Origin of the sequence: Gordonia sp. BP-119 (assembly GCF_016924115.1) — a bacterium.
Lineage (GTDB): Bacteria > Actinomycetota > Actinomycetes > Mycobacteriales > Mycobacteriaceae > Gordonia > Gordonia hongkongensis.
This window is the reverse complement of sequence record NZ_JAFFZF010000039.1, coordinates 24,965-44,189: the sequence shown is the minus strand read 5'-3', so window position 1 is coordinate 44,189 and position 19,225 is coordinate 24,965. Positions and strand designations below refer to the sequence as shown.

Genomic DNA, 19,225 nt, shown 5'->3' with positions numbered 1-19,225 from the left:
ACCCACGTGTTACTCACCCGTTCGCCACTCGAGTACCCAGCAAGCTGGGCCTTTCCGTTCGACTTGCATGTGTTAAGCACGCCGCCAGCGTTCGTCCTGAGCCAGGATCAAACTCTCCATGAAAAAATGTAGAAACCAAACCAGCCCCAAAAGGGCCGACGTTTCAACACAAAATCTTCAACCAGGAAAGCAAAACCTGACCAAAATAATCCTCAAAAAAAACTGGCATCAAAAAATAAACTCATCAGCGTCACGCGACATCAAAGCCGCGGACACATCATCCAAGCAAACCATCTGACACCACAATATGGCATCAAACAATCCGCCAACACACTATCGAGTTCTCAAAGAACACACACCCACCAGACGCCTTCGATGTGAAGCCGGCTCCGATGAGCTTTCCCAGAGCGCGAGAAATACTCACGCTCTTGTTCTCGGGAGTGGCCCGCACAGGCGGCCCGAGCGAGTGGCTCGGGCGCTGTTACTTCCCCGGGGCTTGCGGCTCCGGGGGAGTTGCTCTCTGCGGTGCGTCGATTAAGTTACACAGGCGCGAACAACGCGTCAAATCGCCAGGTCAGAGGCCCAGTTTGGCGCCGGCGAAACTCTTCTTGCCGCGACGCACCACCAACCACCGCCCGTGGAGCAGATCGGCGTCGGCCGGCTGCCACTCCGGGTCGGTGATCTTGGTGTTGTTCACGTAGGCGCCGCCCTCGGACACTGCACGGCGAGCAGCTTTGTTGGACTCCGACAGCTTCGTGTCGACCAGCAACTCGATGATCGTCGGACGGGTCTCGCTGTACTCGGCGATCGAGGTCTCCCCGACCGCGGCCGCGAGGGTCGCCTCGTCGAGTTCATCGAGCTCGGCCCGACCGAACAGTGCCTGGCTGGCCAGTTGGACCGCATCGGTGTTGGCCTGACCGTGGATGAGGGTCGTCATCTCGGCGGCGAGTGTGCGCTGTGCGCGCCGCAGGTGCGGGGTCTCGGCGGTGGCACGTTCGAGTTCGTCGATCTCCTCGCGCCCCAGGAAGGTGAACCAGCGCAGGTAACGGATGACATCGGCGTCCGCCGTGTTCACGAAGTACTGGTACCAGGAGTAGGGGCTCGTCAGTTCCGGGTCGAGCCACAGACTGCCCCCACCCGTGGACTTGCCGAACTTCTTGCCGTCCGACGAGGTCACGAGCGGAACCGTCATCCCGTGCAGCGCCGAGCCGTCGAGTCGACGGGCCAGATCCACGCCGCCGACGATGTTGCCCCACTGGTCGGAACCACCGATCTGCAGCACACATCCGTACCGGCGGTTCAGTTCCACGAAGTCGTTCGACTGCAGGAGCAGGTAGCTGAACTCCGCGTAGCTCATGCCGTCGGCTTCGAGGCGTCGCTTCACCGTGTCGCGCGCGAGCATCACGTTCACCGAGAAGTGCTTACCCAGGTCGCGGAGGAACTCGATCGCCGACAGCTTGCCGGTCCAGTCCAGGTTGTTCACCACCACGGCGCCCGTAGGGGTGTCGTCGATGTCGACGAACCGCCGAAGCTGCGCATCGATACGCGCGGCCCACTCGGCCACGGTGTCGGCCGAGTTCATCGTCCGCTCGCCCACGTCGCGAGGATCACCGATCAGACCGGTGGCGCCGCCCGCGAGGACGATCGGACGATGACCCGCCAACTGGAAACGCTTGAGGGTCAGCAACGGGACGAGGTGACCGGCGTGCAGACTCGCCGCCGTCGGGTCGAAGCCCGCGTACAACGTGACCGGTCCGTTGGCGAGCGCCTCCCCCAGTGCACCGAGATCGGTGGACTGGGCGATCAGCCCGCGCCATTGCAGTTCGTCGAGGATGTCGACGGTGGCGGGGACGGCAGTCGGCCGGAAGGACTCGGCCGGTCGGGGGGGTTCGACGTTGTCAGCACTCACCCCTCGATCTTGTCATCCGACGAGATCGAGGTGCGGTCGAGGTGACGCCCGCAGGCGGGCTACTCCGGCTGAGAACCGACGATGCGCACGTGCTCGGCGTCGTCGACCGTGCGCGCCTCGTCGACGAGCATCACCGGGATGCCGTCGGAGTCGATGCGGTAGGCGACATGCAGCCGCGGGTTGTAGAGCTCGTCGCCGGCGTCGACCAGCGGACCGTGGTCCTGCGGGCAGGCCAGGCGTTCGCGCACGATCGGGTCGATGGCCTCAGCGCGTGTCGTCACCCGGATCAGCCTAGGGCATTGCGCGTCGAGGTCCCGCTCCAGTCCAGCTTCTCCGCCACGGTCCTCGTGTACCTGCGATAGCGCCCTTCGTCGTCGCGGTACCAGACGCGCGCACCCGGTTTCGGAAGTCCGTCCTCGACCAGACCGGTGCTGAGCGGGCGGAACGACGCCGACTGCGGGATGTCGTCGACGACGTGGACGAGATGAGGGCGCTCTTCGGCCCGGTACTCCCCGAGCGCGATCCGCAGTTGTGTGACCGTGAGCGAGTCCGGCGTGACCCCGGGCCGGAGGGTCATCGCCGCGACGACGACCTGGTGGCCGGGTTCGCCGACCCCGTAGACGACGACCTGGTCGACGCTCTTCAGTCGGGACAGGGCGTGTGCGATCGGGGGGATGAACACCGGGCCGTCCGCGGTCCGGAGCACGCGGTCGGTCGCTCCGAGGAAGTACAGGTCGCCGTCGGCGTCGCGCACGAACAAGTGACCCGACACCTCCCACCGATCACGCGTCGTGAAGACGTCGCGGAGCACCGTCCCGTTGGTGTCGAACTTGTGCTTGGCCTTGGCGAGGAGCAGACCGGGCTCCCCCGTCTCTGCCCGGCGGACGAAGCCCGAGTCGTCGATGAGCAACCGGTCGCCGACGATGTCGTAGGCCGCGACCTCGACGGGGTTCGTCTCCGGCAGTGGCCGGCCGACGGAGGACAACTTGTCTCCGGAGACGTTCGCGAGGATCGCCGAGCCGTCGGCGGTCGCGAAGAACTCGAGGATGCGCGCGCGGGGGAAGCTCGAGCACACGTCCTCCCAGAGTCCCGCCGACATACCCGAGCCCATGAACAGCCGGATCGGATTGTGCTGGTTGATGTGGAAGTCGGGGTCGCGCACGATGCCGCTGAGCATCGACCAGGTGTAGGACACGACGGTGATGCCGTAGCGCTGCACCTCGACGGCGAAGTTCGTGGGATCGATGCCGTTCGACAGCGCGATCCTCGACCGCCCGACCACCGTCGCTCCCAGGGTCGTGAGCAGCCCCGACGCGTGGTGCAGGGGCGGCAGGCAGTACACGGTGTCGCGGTCGGTGAGCGCTGCCGCGGCCGCGGCGCCGAAGGCCGACATCGCGAACCGGTGGTTGGTCACCGGCCACGGAACGAGCTTGCCGTAAGCCCGGCTGAACAGGATGAACGCGAGGTCACCCGCGAGGCCGGGGTCGGGCCGGTACCAGGTCGGCATCACGACTTCGTCGGGATCGATGCGTTCCATGTCGACGATCGACGTGCCGTCCGCACCGTCGATCGCCCGGGAGTCGCCACTGCCGCCGCCGAGCACCAGGACACGGTCAGAGGCGGCACTGGCGAGATCGAGATTGGTGGGGTCGGTGACGATGACCGAACTGTCGGCGAGCCGCATCATCTCGCGGACGTCGGCGTCCGCGGCGAGCAGCACCGCCACCGCGCCCAGACGCGAGAGCGCCGCGATGACGACCAGGGCGCTCGGCCGGGTGTCCATCAGGACGCCGATGTGCTGACCGGGGCGGATGCAGCAGTCGACCAGCCCGGCCACCACGTTGTCGATACGCGTGTTCACCTGGGCGTGGGTGAGCACACGGTTCTCGAAGAGGAACAGTTCCTTGTCGCCGCCGCGCTTGGTGTTCTCGGCCATCAGCTTCGACAGGGAGATGCGCGTCCCGCTCTGGATCTGTCCCAGCCGGAACAATCGGGGGACGGTCCGCACCGACTCCGAGGCGACGGCCCGCGAGGTGCGCTGCAGGGAGTTGGCCAGGCCGAGCAACTCGCGCGAGGCGGCGGTGCCGGCGTCGGCCACCGACCCCACACCGTGCGTGAGTCGCGACGACAGGCTGACCCCGCCGCCGTGACCCGGCTCGACGAGCGACATCTCGGAGACGAGTTCGGGGCGCGGACCGTTGTCGGAGAGCCAGTTCACCCAGTCGGAGGTCGTCGGCCAGGTGTGTTCACCGGCCGCGCTACCGACCACGAGTCCGAAATGTCCGGCCGGCAAGGTGGATTCGTACACCTCCGCGTCGGGCGCGGCGCGGACGATGCCCCGTACCGCCGCCGGTTGCCCGATGTCGTCGGCATCGCCCACGAACGCGAGCACCGGGCAGGTGATCTCGGCGAGGGACACCAGATCGCCGTTGATCACGAAGCCGCCGGAGACCATGCGGTTGTGCGCCACGAACTGCCGGAGCAGCTCGGCGATCGCCGGGCCGGACCATGCGACCCAGCCGTCGGCCTCCAAGAAGCGGCGCTGGTCCTCCCGTGGGAGCAGCGCCTCACGATCGTGCAGACGGCGCAGGAAGTCGATGCGGCTGCGCACCGTCTTCACCGGATCCAGGAGCTGGAAGCCGGTGCGCGCCATCCAATCCCGCACCCAGAGGTTGCGTGAGAACGCCTTGTCGGCCAGGAATTCGGCCGCCGGGGCCACCAGTCCCGCGGGTAGCCCCAGGGGCAGTGCGGCGAGGACGTCGACCGGACTGCCGAACGTGATCAGACTCGCGATCCCCTTGGACCGGCGGTACGCCGCGGTCTGGTAGGCGAACATCCCGCCCTGCGAATACCCGGCGAGGTGGATGTCACGGCCGGTCGCCTCGACGATCAGGTCGATCGCGTGGCTGATCGCGACCACGTGGTCGGCGAGATTGCGTTCCATCCCGCCTTCTTCGGAGTCGGGTGACCCGAAGTCGACGACCCACGGCGTGATGCCGTTGCGGTGCAGAATCGACACCGCTCCGTTGTGCTCGGTGACGTCATAGACGTTGGCCGACACCATCATCGGCGGCACCAGGACGATGTTCGGGCCGGTCGACGGATCGTTCGGGAAATACCGACGCAGCCGGAACATCTTGTGCGTCTCGACGACCGCGAAGGGCGCCGGTTCGGTACCGGTCTCCAGTCCACCGAACCGCAGCACCTCGAGGCCGTTCTGCGCGGTGGCCAACACCCTGCCGACCGCCCCCACGAGATCGGGGCCCCCGTCCCACACCGCCATCGTGTCGATCCTCCCGTCGTCGGTGTACCGGCCTCACCGGCGCGTTGATTGACGCGGCGTCGGTGACACAGGTCACTGTACCCAGTCGTGCGGGATCAGCGGCGCCCGCCGTGCCCAGCGGTCCAGCGTGTCCTGAGATCGGCGGTCTGGGCCGTGACGACGTCGATCTGCCGCCGGACCTGTCCGGGTGCGGTGCCGCCGTGCGCGTTGCGCGACTCGACCGAACCGCGAACGGTCAGGACGTCACGCACCGCCGGCGTCAACGCCGGATGGACACCGGCCAGCGTCGCGTCGTCGAGTTCGTCCAGGCCGACGCCCCGGGACTCGGCCTCGCGGACACACGCACCCGCGGCCTCGTGCGCCACCCGGAACGGCACGCCCTGTCGGACCATCCATTCGGCGATGTCGGTGGCCAGGGTGAAACCCGCCGGTGCGAGTTCCGCCATGCGATCGGTGTGAAACTCCAGCGTGGCGACCAGGCCGGTCACCGCGGGCAGCAGCAGCTCCAGTTGGGCCACCGCGTCGAAGACCGGTTCCTTGTCCTCCTGCAGATCCCGGTTGTAGGCCAGCGGTTGCGCCTTCAGTGTCGCCAGCAGTCCGGTGAGGTCGCCGATGAGACGACCCGCCTTGCCGCGCATGAGTTCGGCGACGTCCGGATTCTTCTTCTGCGGCATGATCGAGCTGCCGGTGGACCACGCGTCGGCCAGCGTCACGTAACCGAATTCCGGTGTGCTCCAGATGATCACCTCTTCGGACAACCGGGAGAGGTCGACTGCGATCATCGCGAAGACGAACGCGGCCTCCGCGGCGAAATCGCGCGATGAAGTGGCGTCGATCGAGTTCTCCGCGGGTGCGTCGAAGCCCAGGTCGGCGGCGATCGCCGCCGGATCGAGGCCCAGGGAGGAGCCGGCCAGGGCGCCGGAACCGTACGGCGACACCGCGGTTCGACGATCCGCGTCGGCGAGCCGGTCGATGTCGCGCAGGAGTGGTTGCGCGTGCGCCAGCAGGTGGTGCCCCAGCAGGACCGGTTGTGCGGCCTGCAGGTGCGTCTTGCCCGGCATGATCGCGTCGGGATGGGCCGCCGCCTGTGCGGTGAGCGCGTCGACGACGTCGAGCAGGCCCAGCGCGACCCGCCGCATGGCGGCGCGCAACCACATCCGGAACAGGGTCGCGACCTGGTCGTTGCGTGAGCGTCCGGCGCGTAACCGGCCCCCGAGTTCGGGACCGACGCGCTCGATCAGGCCGCGCTCGAGGGCACCGTGGACGTCCTCGTCGGATTCGGCCGGCCCGAAGCTGCCGTCGGCGACATCGGCGGCCAGGCGATCGAGCCCGTCGAGCATCCCGGTGAGGTCCTCGGCGGTGAGCAGCCCGGCCTTGTTCAGCACCCGCGCGTGCGCTTTGGACGCCTCGATATCGAACGGGGCCAGGGCCCAGTCGAAATGGGTCGACTTGCTCAGCGCGGCCATCGCCTCCGCCGGACCACCGGCGAAGCGACCGCCCCAGAGCGAACCCTGGTTGGTCGTCCCGCCGGTCTCCGGGCCGCTGCCGCCGCCGGTGCCCGCACTCACAGATTCAGGTCCCGCTTCGCGGCGATCTTCGACGACAGGCCGTGCAGCTCGACGAAGCCGCGGGCCGCGGACTGATCGAAGGTGTCGCCCTCGTCATAGGTCGCGAGGTTGAAGTCGTAGAGCGACTCCGAGCTGCGGCGGCCGGTCGCGGCGATCGTGCCGCCGTGCAGGGTCAGCCGGATCTCGCCGGTCACGTGCTCCTGCGTGGAGGCGACGAACGCGTCCAGCGACCGCTTCAACGGCGAGAACCAGAGGCCGTCGTACACCAGCTCGGCCCACTTCTGGTCGGTGCCGCGCTTGTAGCGACCGAGCTCACGCTCGATGGTCACGTGCTCGAGTTCTTCGTGTGCGCGGATGAGAACCATGGCGCCGGGCGCCTCGTACACCTCACGGCTCTTGATGCCCACCAGTCGGTCCTCGACCACGTCGAGGCGTCCGACGCCTTGGGCGCCGGCCCGACGGTTGAGTTCCTGGATCGCCTCGAGGACGCTCACCGGGCGGCCGTCGATGCTGACCGGGCGGCCCTTGTCGAAGCCGATGATGACCTCGTCAGGCGAGTTCCAGTTGACGGTGGGGTCTTCGGTGTAGTCGTAGACGTCCTTCGTCGGCGCGTTCCACAGGTCCTCGAGGAAGCCGGTCTCGACGGCGCGTCCCCACACGTTCTGGTCGATCGAGAACGGCGACTTCTTGGTCACGTTGATCGGGATGTCGTTCTCCCCGGCGAAGGCGATCGCCTTCTCGCGGGTCCAGGCGTAGTCGCGCACCGGCGCGAGCACCTGCAGATCGGGCGCCAGGGTGGCGAAACCGACTTCGAAGCGGACCTGGTCGTTGCCCTTGCCGGTGCATCCGTGGGCGACGACGGTGCCGCCGTGATCCCGGGCGGCGGTGACCAGGTGCTTGGCGATCAGCGGGCGCGACAGCGCCGAGACGAGCGGATAACGATCCATGTAGAGCGCGTTCGAGGTGATCGCGCCGAGGCAGTACTCGTCGGCGAACTCGTCGCGGGCGTCGACCACGACGGCCTCGACCGCGCCGCAGTCGAGTGCGCGCTGGCGGATGACCTCCATGTCCTCGCCGCCCTGACCGAGGTCGAGTGCCACGGCGACGACCTCTTTGCCGGTCTCCTTCTGGATCCAGCTGATCGCGACCGAGGTGTCCAAGCCGCCCGAGTATGCGAGTACGACACGTTCTGCCATGAGGTGAAGCTCCTGTTCTGCGCGATGACCGAGTCCATCATCGGCCCCGGTGTTCCGACGACACCGCCCGGGTATCCGGTTGGCGGCGTCTCGGCTGTTCGTTTGGTGTGGTCTGCCGGTTCCGCGGAGGCGGAACCGAGAATGTCGATGCGGCGAGGGTTACACGAGGCCCTCGATCCGGCGGGCGAGTTCCGCTCCGTCGAGCGGCTCGCGCGCGACGACGAAGATCGTGTCGTCCCCGGCGATCGTCCCCACGACGTCGGGCAGGCGCGCCCGGTCGAGCGCAGCCGCCAAGTAGTGCGCGGCGCCCGGGGGCGTTCGCAACACCGCGAGGTTGCCGCTGCTGTCGGTCGAGACCAGGAGGTCCGACACGAGCCGGCCGAGCCGGTCGGTGCCGCCGGACACCCCGCGGACGGGCGAACCGTCTTCGGGCACCACGTAGACCCCGGCGCCGCCGTCCGCTGCCCGCAGCTTCACGGCCCCGAGCTCGTCGAGGTCGCGCGACAGGGTGGCCTGGGTGGCGTCGACGCCCTCCTCGGCGAGCAACCGCTGCAGCTCCGACTGGCTGCGTACCTGATGCGTGGACAAGATCTCGATGATGCGCGCATGGCGACCCGCCCGGGTGGCGGCGAGGCGGCTCTCCGAGGGTTCGGCTCCGGCGGTCATCGTGGGTGTCCGCTCACTGGTGGTCCAGCAGCCAGATCAGCAGCGCCTTCTGCGCATGCAGGCGGTTCTCCGCCTCGTCGAACACGACGCTGCGGGGTCCGTCGATCACCGAGGCGGTGATCTCGTCGCCACGATGGGCCGGCAGGCAGTGCAGGACGATCGCATCATCGGCGGCATGCATGAGCAGGTCATCGTTGATCTGGTACGGCCGGAACGGCGCCGTGCGGTCCTTGCCGTCGTCCTCCTGCCCCATCGACACCCAGGTGTCGGTCACCAGGACGTCGGCCCCCGTCACAGCGGCGACGGGGTCGGTCTCGAGCTTCACCGAGCCGCCGGTCTGCGCGGCACGCTTCTCGGCGTCGGCGATCACCGCCGGGTCCGGCTGGAAGCCGTCCGGCGAGCTGAGGACGACGTGCATGCCGGCCGTGACGCCGCCGAGCGCCAGCGAATGCGCCATGTTGTTCGCGCCGTCACCCAGGTACGTCATCGTCAGACCCGCCGGCTGGCCCTTGTGCTCGGCGATCGTCTGCAGGTCGGCGAGCACCTGGCAGGGGTGGAACTCGTCGGACAGCGCGTTGACGACCGGGACGGTGGCGGTCGAGGACAGCGCCTCGAGCCGGTCCTGCCCGAACGTCCGCCACACGATGGCGTCGACGAAGCGGGACAGGACCAGGCCGGTGTCCTCCAGGGTCTCCTCGCGACCGAGCTGTGTCGTCCGGCCGTCGACGACGACCGCATGACCTCCGAGCTGGGCGATGCCGACCTCGAACGAGAACCGGGTGCGCGTGGAGTTCTTGTCGAAGATCACCCCGACCCCGCGGGGGCCCTCCAGCGGCCGGAAGTCGAACGGCTTCGCCTTGACCTCGGCCGCGAGTGCGAGCACCTCGGCCTGCTCGGCCGGGGTCAGGTCGTCGTCGCGCAGGAAATGTCTGGTCATGGCTTGTCCCCCTCGTTCGATGTGGCGGCGTGCGCGGCGGTGTCGACCTGTGCCGCTGCCGCGGCGGTGTCGAGCAGTGTCGGTAGCGCGCGCACGAAATCCTGTCCCTGCTCCTCGGTGAGGATCAGCGGCGGGGCCAGGCGCAGGACGTCGGGCGCGGGTGCGTTGATGAGGAACCCCGCGTCCCGGGCGGCGGCCTCGACGCGCTGCGAGAGCGCCTGCGTCAGCACGACTCCGAGCAACAGGCCGGACCCTCGTACGTGCGAGACCAACGGGTGCTGCAGGTCCTCGATGCCGGTCGCGATCGACTTCCCCACCGCGGCAACAGAATCGAGGAGACCGTCGGCTTCGATGACCCTCAGGACGGCCAGCGCGGCGGCCGCACTGACCGGATTGCCACCGAAAGTGGTGCCGTGCTGGCCCGGCCCGAACAGGTCGGCCGCCGGTCCGGTGGCGATGCACGCACCGATGGGGAGGCCACCGCCCAGCCCCTTCGCAAGTGTCATCACATCGGGAACCACGCCCACCTGCTGATGGGCGAAGAACGTGCCGGTGCGAGCGACGCCGGTCTGCACCTCGTCAAGGATCAGCAGCGCGCCGCGCTCCTCGGTGATCCGGCGAGCGGCCGCCAGGTAGTCGGCGGGGGGCACGACGACGCCGGCCTCGCCGAGGATCGGTTCGAGGATCACCGCGGCGGTCTGGTCGGTGACCATGGCGTCGAGCGCGTCGACGTCACCGTAGGGAACGAACCGGACGCCCGGCGGCATCGGTTCGAACGGTGTGCGTTTGGCGGGCTGACCGGTCATCGCGAGCGCACCCATGGTGCGTCCGTGGAAGGCCTGCTCCGCCGCGACGATCTCGGGCCGGCCGGTCCGCCGGGCCAGTTTGAACGCGGCCTCGTTCGCCTCGGTGCCGGAGTTGCAGAAGAACACGCGACCCGGATGACCGAACCGGCCGAGCAATGCCTCGGCGAGTTCGACGACGGGCGGGGCGATGTAGAGGTTCGACACGTGCCCGAGCGTCTGGAGCTGGTGGGTGACCGCGTCGACGATCGCCGGGTGGGCGTGGCCGAGGGCGTTCACCGCGATCCCGCCGAGCAGGTCGAGGTAGCGCTTGCCATCGGCGTCGGTGACATACGCTCCCGAGCCCTCCACGAGGGCGATCGGGGGTGTGCCGTAGTTGTTCATCAGCGACTGTGCCCAGCGCTGCTGCAGTGGCGCGGTCATGCGTCCTCCTCAGGCACGACGACGGTGGTGCCGGTCGAGCTCTCGGTCAACAGTTCGGCCAGTACGGAATGGGCGACACGCCCGTCGATCACGTGTGCGCGGTCGACGCCGCCGGTGACGGCGCGCAGGCAGGCCTCCATCTTGGGGACCATGCCGGAGTCCAGCGACGGCAACAGCTCGGTGAGTGTGTCGGTGTCGATCTGGGACACCAGGGATCCGCGGTCGGGCCAGTCCGTGTACAGGCCTTCGACATCGGTCAGCATCACCAGCCGGGACGCCCCCAACGCCTCGGCGAGAGCACCGGCCGCGGTGTCGGCGTTGATGTTGTGCACCACCCCGTCGCGGTCCGGTGCGATCGTCGAGACGACCGGGATGCGGCCGGCGGCAACCAGATCCAGCACCGCCGAGGTGTTGACCGACGCGATGTCGCCGACGAGGCCGATGTCGGTGGGAACACCCTCGACGAGCACCGTGCGCCGCGTCGCGGTGAACAGGTGGGCATCTTCACCGGTGATGCCGACGGCATACGGTCCGTGCGAGTTGATCAGCCCGACGAGCTCCCGCCCGACCTGACCGAAGAGAACCATGCGGGCGACGTCCATGACCTCGGGGGTCGTCACCCGGAATCCGCCCTTGAACTCACCCGAGAGTCCCAGTCGCTTCAGCATCGCCGAGATCTGCGGGCCACCACCGTGAACCACCACGGGATGCATGCCGCACGCGCGCAGAAAGACCATGTCTGCCGCGAACGCCTTCTTCAACTCGTCGTCGATCATGGCGTTGCCGCCGTACTTGACGACGACGGTCGCACCGGCGAGCCGCTGCAGCGCGGGCAGGGCCTCGGCGAGCACCTTCGCCTTGGCCAGGCCGGCCGCGGGGTCGATCGGGTGGACGCCCGATGTCGTCTCGCTCATGACGAATACGCCGAGTTCTCTTCGACGTACGCATGGGAGAGGTCGGTGGTCCGGACACTGGCCGCCGACTCTCCCAGCTTCAGGTCCACGACGACGGCGATGTCGGGGCCGGACAGGTCCACATCTCGCGCGCCCTCGACCCCGAAACCGTTCTCGCACACCGGGTTGCCGTTGAACGACACCGCGATGCGGTCGGGGTCGACGGTGACCGGCGCGGCGCCGACCGCGGCGAGTACGCGTCCCCAGTTGGGGTCCGATCCGAACAGGGCGGTCTTCACCAGCGAGTCCCGCGCGACGGCACGGGCGACAGTCAGCGCGTCGTCCTCGGTGTGCGCGCCGGTGACCGTGATCACGACCCGCTTCGTGACGCCCTCGGCGTCGGCCATCATCTGGGCGGCGAGATCGTCGCAGACTTCGAACACCGCGTCGTCGAGATCGGTCTGCTCGACCGGGATCTGGCTGGCGCCCGAACTCAGCAGCAGAACCGTGTCGTTCGTCGAGCACGAGCCGTCGATGTCGAGCCGGTCGAAGGTGCGTGCCGTCGCCCTGCGCAAGGCGGTGTCGAGCTGCTCGGCGGTGGCCACCGCGTCGGTCGTGAGCACGACCAGCATCGTCGCCAGTGACGGCGCCAGCATTCCGGCGCCCTTGCCCATGCCGCCGACGTTCCACCCCTGCGGGTGGTGCAGCGCAGCCTGTTTGGGGACGGTGTCGGTGGTCATGATCGCGTGGGCCGCGTCGGTGCCGCCGGACAGGCCGCCGCCCATGTCCTGGACGATCTCGGTGACCCCGGCGAGGACCTTGTCCATCGGCAGCCGGTCGCCGATCAGTCCGGTGGAGCACACCGCGACCTCCACGGCGCCCGTGCTGGTCCCCCAGTTGCTGAGCGCGTCGGCCACCGCCTCCGCGGTCTTGTGGGTGTCCTGGAAGCCGCCCGGTCCGGTACAGGCGTTCGCGCCGCCGGAGTTGAGGATCACGGTGCGCAGCCGGCCGGTGGTGAGGACCTGCTGTGACCACAGCACCGGTGCCGCCTTCACCTGGTTGCGGGTGAAGACGCCGGCGGCGGAGTGGTCGGGGCCCTCGTTGAAGACAAGTGCGAGGTCGAGCGCACCGGATGCCTTGATGCCCGCCGCGATTCCGGCGGCCCGGAACCCCAGGGGCGCGGTGACGCCCTGGTTCCGCACGAGCCGCGGGTGATCTCCGGGGGCGCCGCCCTCGATCCGGTCCTGCTCTGTTTCCGCGCTGCCCTGCGATCCGGTCACGGTGCCACTCCCACGGTGCTCAGTCCCTCGTTCTCGGTCCAGCCCAGCGCCAGGTTCATCGATTGGACCGCGGCGCCACCGGTCCCCTTGGTCAGGTTGTCGACTGCGCCGACGACCACGAGGGTCTGTGCGCGTTCGTCGACGGTCACGCCGAGCTGGACGGCGTTGGAGCCGATCACCGAACCGGTGGCAGGCAGCCGCCCCTCCGGCAGCACGTGCACGAATTCCTCGTCCGCATAGGCCTTCTCGTAGACCGCGCGGGCCTCCTCCGCGGTGGCCCCGGTGCGCGCGGTGCACGTCGCGAGGATGCCGCGGGCCATCGGGGCGAGGATGGGCGTGAACGAGACGGTCACCGGCTGTTCCGCGGCGGCCGAGAGCGCCTGGGAGATCTCCGGCGTGTGCCGGTGGACCCCGCCCACGCCGTAGGCCCGCGCGGACCCGATGACCTCGGACGCCAGCAGGTCGACCTTGGGCGACCGACCGGCACCCGATGCCCCGCTCACCGCGACGACGGTCACGTGTGGATCGGCGATGCCCGCGGCGATGGCCGGGAGCAACGACAGGATCGACACCGTCGGATAGCAACCGGGCACCGCGATCCGGCTCGCGTCCCGGAGCGTCTCCCGGTTGCCGGGCAACTCGGGCAGACCATACGGCCAGGTCCCGGCGTGGTCGCCGCCGTAGTACGACGTCCATTCACCGGCGTCGCGCAACCGGAAGTCGGCCCCGCAGTCGATGATCAGCGTCGTCGGCGGCAGGGCGTCGGCGATCACCGCGGATGCGCCATGCGGCAGGCCCAGGAAGACGACGTCGTGTCCGGCGAGGATCTCCGGGGTCGTGTCCTCCAGGACTCGGTCGGCCAGCGGGAGCAGGTGGGGATGGTGCGCACCCAGGAGCGTCCCGGCATTGCCACCCGCGGTGAGCGCGCCGATCTCGAGTTCGCCGGATCGCAGACGGGGGTGCCCGCACAGCAACCGGAGTATCTCGCCACCCGCGTAGCCGCTCGCGCCGGCCACCGCCACCCTCACCTTGCTAGTCGAAGCCATGTGATCATTATGCAGCAGGCTGCAAATCAATTCACGGCGGGGTGACACGCCGATGGGGTCAGCGGAGACGGGCCCCCACCCGCGCGGCGGCTGCGTCGACGGCGGCCAGCTTGGCCTCGTTGGCCTCGTCCTCGGTGAGGGTACGGTCCGGGGCGCGGAACCGCAGCGAGAACGTCAGCGATTTGTTGCCCGCGCCGACCTGTTCACCGGTGAAGACGTCGAACAGAGCGATGTCCTCGAGCAGGTCGCCGGCCCCCTCACGAAGCGCCTTCTGGACGTCCGCGGCCGGGACCTCCCCTCCGACGACGACGTTGACGTCCTGCAGGACCGCGGGGAACACCGACACCGACGGCGCCGGGAGTCGCGCGTCCAGGGGCAGTGCGTCGATGTCGATCTCCACCGCGCAGGTCCGCTTCGGCAGATGGGCCCGCTCGAGCACCGCGGGGTGGAGTTCGCCGGCGTAACCGACCGTGCGGCCGTCGACCGTCAGCCGCGCGCAGCGGCCGGGATGCCACGGGCGCTGATCGTCGGCGGTGAGCTCGACGGTCACCCCCGCCGCGCGACCGATCGTGCGCGCCGCCTCGAAGGCATCGAGGTGGTCGGCGGCGCGTCCCGGACCCCAGGGACCCGCGGGATCGCGCAATCCGGTGAGGACGACGCCGACGTGCAGCGGCTGATGGGGCAGCGAGGCGTCGAGCGCCGCGATCTCCTCGTCGGTCGGGCGGCGCGTGACGTCGAGCGCGTCCACCGCGGCGACGTGATCGCCGGCGATGACGACCTGACCGATGGTGAACAGCGACAGATCCCGCTGACCGCGTGCGATGTTGCGGGCCGCCATCTCGAGTAGCCCCGGGAGCAACGTCGTGTTGAGCTCGGGGCGATCGGATTCGAGTGGGTTGAGGACCTTCACGGTGCGCCGGCGCTCATCGTCGGCGGGCAGGTCCCAGAGGTCGAACACGCCGGCCGGCATGAACGGATACGGCAGGACCTCGACGTAGCCGTCGAGCGCGAGGGTGCGTCCGACGCTGCGCCGGCGTCGCTGAACCGGGGTGAGTCCGGTGCCGCCGGGCGCGCGCGGAACCACGGCGGGGATGTCCTCCAAGCCCTCCAGACGCAGGACCTCCTCGACCAGGTCGGCGCGTTGCCGCAGATCGGGTCGCCACGAGGGCGGGAACACGTCCAGCTCGTCGGTCCCGGTCACCACGCAACCGACCTCGGTCAGCCGCGTCAGGGTGGTCCCCGGCGGATAGCTGACGCCCGCGACCCGGTCCGGTTCGTCGGCGGCGATGGCGATGGTCGACCTGATCGGGGTCTGGACATGGGTCTCGGACAGCGGTGAGGCGATCCGTCCGCCGGCGATCTCGACGATCAGCCCGGCGGCGCGGTCGGAGGCCACCGCGGTGATCTCGGGGTCGACGATCCGCTCGAACCGCTTGCTGGCCTCGGAGGTCAGCTTGTGACGCTTCGTGGTGCGGAAGACCCGAACCGGATCGAAGGTCGCCGACTCCAGCAGCACCGTCGTCGTCTCGGGACCCACCTCGGTGCTCGCGCCGCCCATGACACCGGCCAGGGCGATCGGTCCGGTCTCGTCGGCGATCAGCACATCCTCGGGGTCGAGGACGCGAACGGTGTCGTCGAGGGTGGTGAGCTTCTCCCCCGGCTGGGCCGACCGGACCGTGACGGCTCCGGTGACACGGTCGGCGTCGAAGGCGTGCAGCGGCTGACCGAGTTCGATCATCACGTAGTTGGTGATGTCAACGATCGCGGAGATGGGGCGGATACCGGCGACCATGAGCCGCTTCTGCATCCACCACGGGGAGATCGCGGTCGGGTCCACACCGGTGATGACCCGAGCGGTGTAACGCGTCGCGCCGGAGTTCTCGTCGATGGCGACCGGCCACGCCGGGGCCGACCCGTCGTCCGCCAGGTCCGCGGCCCGGAGTCCGGGATCGACGAACGGGACCCCGAAGCTGCCCGCGAGCTCGCGGCCCAGGCCGCGCACCGAGAACGCGTAACCGCGGTCAGGGGTGACGTTGACGTCGATCGCCGCGTCGGCGAGTCCCAACACCTCGCGGGCGTCCGCACCCGGTTCGGCGGTCCCGGGCTCGAGCACGAGGATGCCGCTGTGATCGGTGCCGATCCCCAGCTCGGAGACCGAGCAGATCATGCCGTCGGACACCCGGCCGTAGGTCTTGCGCGATGCGATCTCGAAGGGACCGGGGAGCACGACCCCCGGCAGCGCGGCGACGATCAGGTCGCCCTCGGTGAAGTTGCGTGCACCACAGACGATTCCGCGGGGCTCATCCTCACCGACGGCGACCGTGCAGAACCGGATCGGCTTCTTGAACTCGGTGAGCTCCTCGATCGTCTCTACTCGACCGATCACCAGCGGTCCGGTGATCTCCGGGAACGCCTCGATGTCCTCGATCTCGAACCCGACACGGACGAAACCGGCGTCGATCTCATCGGTGGTCGCCGACCACTGCGGGTCGCCGGCGCGGAGTACCTCGGTGTACCAGGACTGTGGTGCACGCACTGTGTATCAACTACTTTCGTCGCGTCGTGAGGAGTCGTCGGGGCGGGATCTGCGCGGTGCCGGTCAGGCGGCCGGACCGAACGGGAGGGTGAACCGGATGTCCCCCTCGACCATGTCCCGCATGTCGGAGATGTCGTTGCGGAACTGCAGGGTGCGCTCCAGGCCCATGCCGAAAGCGAATCCGGAGTACACATCCGGGTCGATACCGCTGGCGCGCAACACATTCGGGTTGACCATGCCGCAGCCGCCCCACTCGACCCAGCCGGGTCCGCCCTTCTTGGCGGGGAACCACACGTCGACCTCGGCGGAGGGTTCGGTGAACGGGAAGTAGCTCGCCCGCATGCGGGTCGTCGTCTCCGGGCCGAAGAGTGCCCGCGCGAAGGTCTCCAGGGTGCCCCGCAGGTTCGCCAGTGTGAGTCCCTTGTCGACGGCGAGTCCCTCGATCTGATGGAAGACCGGGGTGTGGGTGGCGTCGAGCTCGTCGGTCCGGAACGTCCGGCCCGGGCACGCCACGTAGATGGGCAGGTCCCGGCTCAGCATCGAGCGCACCTGCACCGGCGAGGTGTGCGTCCGCAAGACCTGCCGCGATCCCTCGGGCGCGATGTAGAAGGTGTCCTGCATCGACCGGGCGGGGTGGTCGGGCAGGAAGTTGAGCGCGTCGAAATTGTAGTGCTCGGTTTCGACCTCCGGGCCCTCCGCGATCTCCCAGCCCATACCGACGAACACGTCGGCCACCTGCTCGGCGATGACGGTGATGGGATGACGCGCACCCACCGGACGCCGGCCGCTCGGCAACGTCACGTCGATCGATTCGGCGACGAGGACCGCCGCGTCCCGTTCGGCGTCGAGGACGGCGGTGCGCGCCTCCAGGGCCGCCGACACCCGGCCGCGCACCTGGTTGACCAGCTTGCCGGCTTCGGAACGCCCCTCTTTGGGGAGGGAACCCAGCGCGCGCCGGGCGAGTGCGATCGGCGAGCGATCACCGAGGTGCGCCGACTTGGCCGCGGCGAGCTGATCGAGGTCGGCCGCCGCCTCGAAGTCCTCGATGGCCGACGTCGCGGCCGCCTCGAGGTCGTCGGGTCCCGGGAATGCCGTTGCGTCGGCGGAAGTGGCCACGGTGGGCGTGCTCCTCGTGCGTCGATCGATGGATGGTCGGCATCGTCGTCGCGCTGTGCACGCCGACCCAACGGGCCGACGGACACCTCCGGCGCCGACGATGACTCCCGTCGAGGGTAGTCGACTACCGCGGGGCGCTGACCTGCAGGGAGGCGTCGTCACCGGGAAGCCCTGGCGCTGCCGTCGGACGACCGGCGGGAACCGCGAGGCAACGCGAGCAGGTGGCACAGGCGAGGCCCATGATCAGCCACCACACACCGTCGCCGGTCAGACCGCCGCGCGCGAGCATCAGCACTGCCACGCCGAGCCCGGCCAGCGCCGTCAGCAGGGCCGCGTTCCGCACCGGTCCGCTGCGCCGGGCGACCGGTTCGTCCCACCACGGCAGGGACCGGTTCTCGAGTGGGGACAGGATCGCGACCACCGGGACCATGCCCGCGAGCAGCAACACGGTCTGCGCCCCGACGATCATCGGGAAGGACGCCGCGCCGACGTCGCCGCGGTCGATGCCGGCCGCGGCGCACAGACCGATGATCGCCGCGAGCACCGGCAGATGCCAGAGATACAGCGTCATCGCGCCCCGGTTGCCCAGCACCACCCACCACCAGACGCGCGGACGGTCGGCCACGACCGCGAGGAATCGGCGCACCGCGATCGCGCCCGCGCACAACACGATCGCGTGGCCGGCGAGCAGCAGGCTCGGCGGACTCATGTTGGACAGGTGCTGGCCCGGAACCGTCACGAGGGAGACCTCGTAGGGTCCCCACGTGACGAGGACGAGGTCGGCTGCCAGCGCACCGGCGGCCGCGAGGACGGCGAGCCCGGGCCGCAGGATCTTCTTGGCGTACGCGACCCCGAGGACCGCGGGGATCGTCCACACGGCGAGGAAGTTCAGGTAGCCGAGCGCTGCGGGGCCGTCCGTCAGTCGGACGGCGTCGACGATCGCCGTGCTCCCCCAACACACCGCCAGGGCGGCCAGCACACCACCGACGGACCGGAGGCGCTGCAGGAACGGGACCACCGCCAGTACGAGCAGGTAGGCGCCGAGGAACCACAGCAACTGCACCCCGAGACGCGCGACCACGTCGGCCGCCGCCGTGGCACCGGTGCCGGACAGGACGGTGTACACGGCCGCGACGGCTCCGAGGTACCAGAACACCGGCCGCATCAAGCGTTGTGTCCGGGCGACGAGCCATTGCCCGGCGGTCGGTGTGTCACCGTCGCCGCGCGAGGTCCAGCCGCGGGTCGCCGCGGCGGCACCGGCGAAGAAGAACAGCGGCAGCACCTGCAGCAGCCAGGTCGCCGGCTGCAGTGCGGGCACGTCGCCGAGTGTGTTGCCGAGATGAATCGAGTCGTCGGTCACGTCGACGGTGAGCATGATCGAGTGACCGGCGACCACGACCGCCAGCGACATGATGCGGATCAGGTCGATGACGCGGTCGCGGTCCCCGGTGAGGGCGGCGAGTTCACGAGGCGTGGGCAGACCGGTCGACGCCGGCCGTCCCGAGACGATGCTGGGCATGGCGTCGAGTCTCGACCGCGGCGACCGGGACGGCCTGAGGGAAACTACTC

At 69.2% G+C, this 19,225-nt stretch carries 14 protein-coding genes and 1 rRNA gene; all 15 read right to left on the bottom strand.

Features of this window, described 5'->3' with window-relative positions:
• Nucleotides 1–123, bottom strand: a 16S ribosomal RNA gene (locus JW364_RS19435); the annotation flags it as partial.
• Nucleotides 124–574: 451 nt separating this feature from the next.
• Nucleotides 575–1,909: a tyrosine--tRNA ligase gene (gene tyrS / locus JW364_RS19430; protein ID WP_078113150.1), complete on the bottom strand. Its 1,335-nt coding sequence runs from the start codon at nucleotides 1,907–1,909 to the stop codon at nucleotides 575–577.
• Between the two features lie 59 nt (nucleotides 1,910–1,968).
• Nucleotides 1,969–2,190 (bottom strand): Trm112 family protein, encoded by a 222-nt coding sequence (locus JW364_RS19425; RefSeq protein WP_078113151.1) that lies wholly within the window; start codon nucleotides 2,188–2,190, stop codon nucleotides 1,969–1,971.
• A 5-nt stretch (nucleotides 2,191–2,195) separates the two neighbouring features.
• A complete protein-coding gene (locus tag JW364_RS19420; protein ID WP_205334135.1) occupies nucleotides 2,196–5,192 on the bottom strand; it encodes an AMP-binding protein in 2,997 nt (998 codons plus the stop codon).
• A gap of 95 nt (nucleotides 5,193–5,287) precedes the next feature.
• The gene (gene argH / locus JW364_RS19415) at nucleotides 5,288–6,760 is read right to left on the bottom strand and encodes an argininosuccinate lyase (RefSeq protein ID WP_137810672.1); all 1,473 of its coding nucleotides are present in this window, start codon (nucleotides 6,758–6,760) and stop codon (nucleotides 5,288–5,290) included.
• Nucleotides 6,757–7,956: an argininosuccinate synthase gene (locus JW364_RS19410; RefSeq protein WP_058253842.1), complete on the bottom strand. Its 1,200-nt coding sequence runs from the start codon at nucleotides 7,954–7,956 to the stop codon at nucleotides 6,757–6,759. Before JW364_RS19410 ends, argH begins: the two co-directional genes overlap by 4 nt.
• A 159-nt stretch (nucleotides 7,957–8,115) precedes the next feature.
• Entirely contained in the window at nucleotides 8,116–8,622 is a 507-nt protein-coding gene (locus JW364_RS19405) for an arginine repressor (protein WP_010844368.1), read from the bottom strand.
• 13 nt (nucleotides 8,623–8,635) lie between these two features.
• Nucleotides 8,636–9,559 (bottom strand): ornithine carbamoyltransferase, encoded by a 924-nt coding sequence (argF, locus tag JW364_RS19400; protein ID WP_205334134.1) that lies wholly within the window; start codon nucleotides 9,557–9,559, stop codon nucleotides 8,636–8,638.
• The gene (locus tag JW364_RS19395; RefSeq protein ID WP_205334133.1) at nucleotides 9,556–10,785 is read right to left on the bottom strand and encodes an acetylornithine transaminase; all 1,230 of its coding nucleotides are present in this window, start codon (nucleotides 10,783–10,785) and stop codon (nucleotides 9,556–9,558) included. The genes argF and JW364_RS19395 overlap by 4 nt, the downstream gene beginning before the upstream one ends.
• Nucleotides 10,782–11,699, bottom strand: coding sequence for an acetylglutamate kinase (gene argB / locus JW364_RS19390; RefSeq protein WP_205334132.1), 918 nt, complete (start codon nucleotides 11,697–11,699; stop codon nucleotides 10,782–10,784). Before argB ends, JW364_RS19395 begins: the two co-directional genes overlap by 4 nt.
• The gene (argJ, locus tag JW364_RS19385) at nucleotides 11,696–12,958 is read right to left on the bottom strand and encodes a bifunctional glutamate N-acetyltransferase/amino-acid acetyltransferase ArgJ (protein ID WP_205334131.1); all 1,263 of its coding nucleotides are present in this window, start codon (nucleotides 12,956–12,958) and stop codon (nucleotides 11,696–11,698) included. Before argJ ends, argB begins: the two co-directional genes overlap by 4 nt.
• A complete protein-coding gene (gene argC / locus JW364_RS19380; RefSeq protein ID WP_058253847.1) occupies nucleotides 12,955–14,004 on the bottom strand; it encodes an N-acetyl-gamma-glutamyl-phosphate reductase in 1,050 nt (349 codons plus the stop codon). The genes argJ and argC overlap by 4 nt, the downstream gene beginning before the upstream one ends.
• A 58-nt stretch (nucleotides 14,005–14,062) precedes the next feature.
• Nucleotides 14,063–16,540 (bottom strand): phenylalanine--tRNA ligase subunit beta, encoded by a 2,478-nt coding sequence (pheT, locus tag JW364_RS19375; RefSeq protein ID WP_205334130.1) that lies wholly within the window; start codon nucleotides 16,538–16,540, stop codon nucleotides 14,063–14,065.
• Between the two features lie 63 nt (nucleotides 16,541–16,603).
• Entirely contained in the window at nucleotides 16,604–17,656 is a 1,053-nt protein-coding gene (gene pheS, locus JW364_RS19370) for a phenylalanine--tRNA ligase subunit alpha (protein WP_065632027.1), read from the bottom strand.
• A gap of 124 nt (nucleotides 17,657–17,780) precedes the next feature.
• Nucleotides 17,781–19,175, bottom strand: a complete 1,395-nt coding sequence (locus JW364_RS19365) for an acyltransferase family protein (RefSeq protein ID WP_065632026.1) — start codon at nucleotides 19,173–19,175, stop codon at nucleotides 17,781–17,783.
• Between the last annotated feature and the right edge of the window lie 50 nt (nucleotides 19,176–19,225).

Coding starts and splice junctions, on each gene's coding strand:
- JW364_RS19420 (WP_205334135.1), bottom strand. CDS start 5,192: ATGGCGGTGTGGGACGGGGGCCCCGATCTCGTGGGGGCGGTCGGCAGG.
- JW364_RS19410 (WP_058253842.1), bottom strand. CDS start 7,956: ATGGCAGAACGTGTCGTACTCGCATACTCGGGCGGCTTGGACACCTCG.
- JW364_RS19405 (WP_010844368.1), bottom strand. CDS start 8,622: ATGACCGCCGGAGCCGAACCCTCGGAGAGCCGCCTCGCCGCCACCCGG.
- argF (WP_205334134.1), bottom strand. CDS start 9,559: ATGACCAGACATTTCCTGCGCGACGACGACCTGACCCCGGCCGAGCAG.
- JW364_RS19395 (WP_205334133.1), bottom strand. CDS start 10,785: ATGACCGCGCCACTGCAGCAGCGCTGGGCACAGTCGCTGATGAACAAC.
- argB (WP_205334132.1), bottom strand. CDS start 11,699: ATGAGCGAGACGACATCGGGCGTCCACCCGATCGACCCCGCGGCCGGC.
- argC (WP_058253847.1), bottom strand. CDS start 14,004: ATGGCTTCGACTAGCAAGGTGAGGGTGGCGGTGGCCGGCGCGAGCGGC.
- JW364_RS19365 (WP_065632026.1), bottom strand. CDS start 19,175: ATGCCCAGCATCGTCTCGGGACGGCCGGCGTCGACCGGTCTGCCCACG.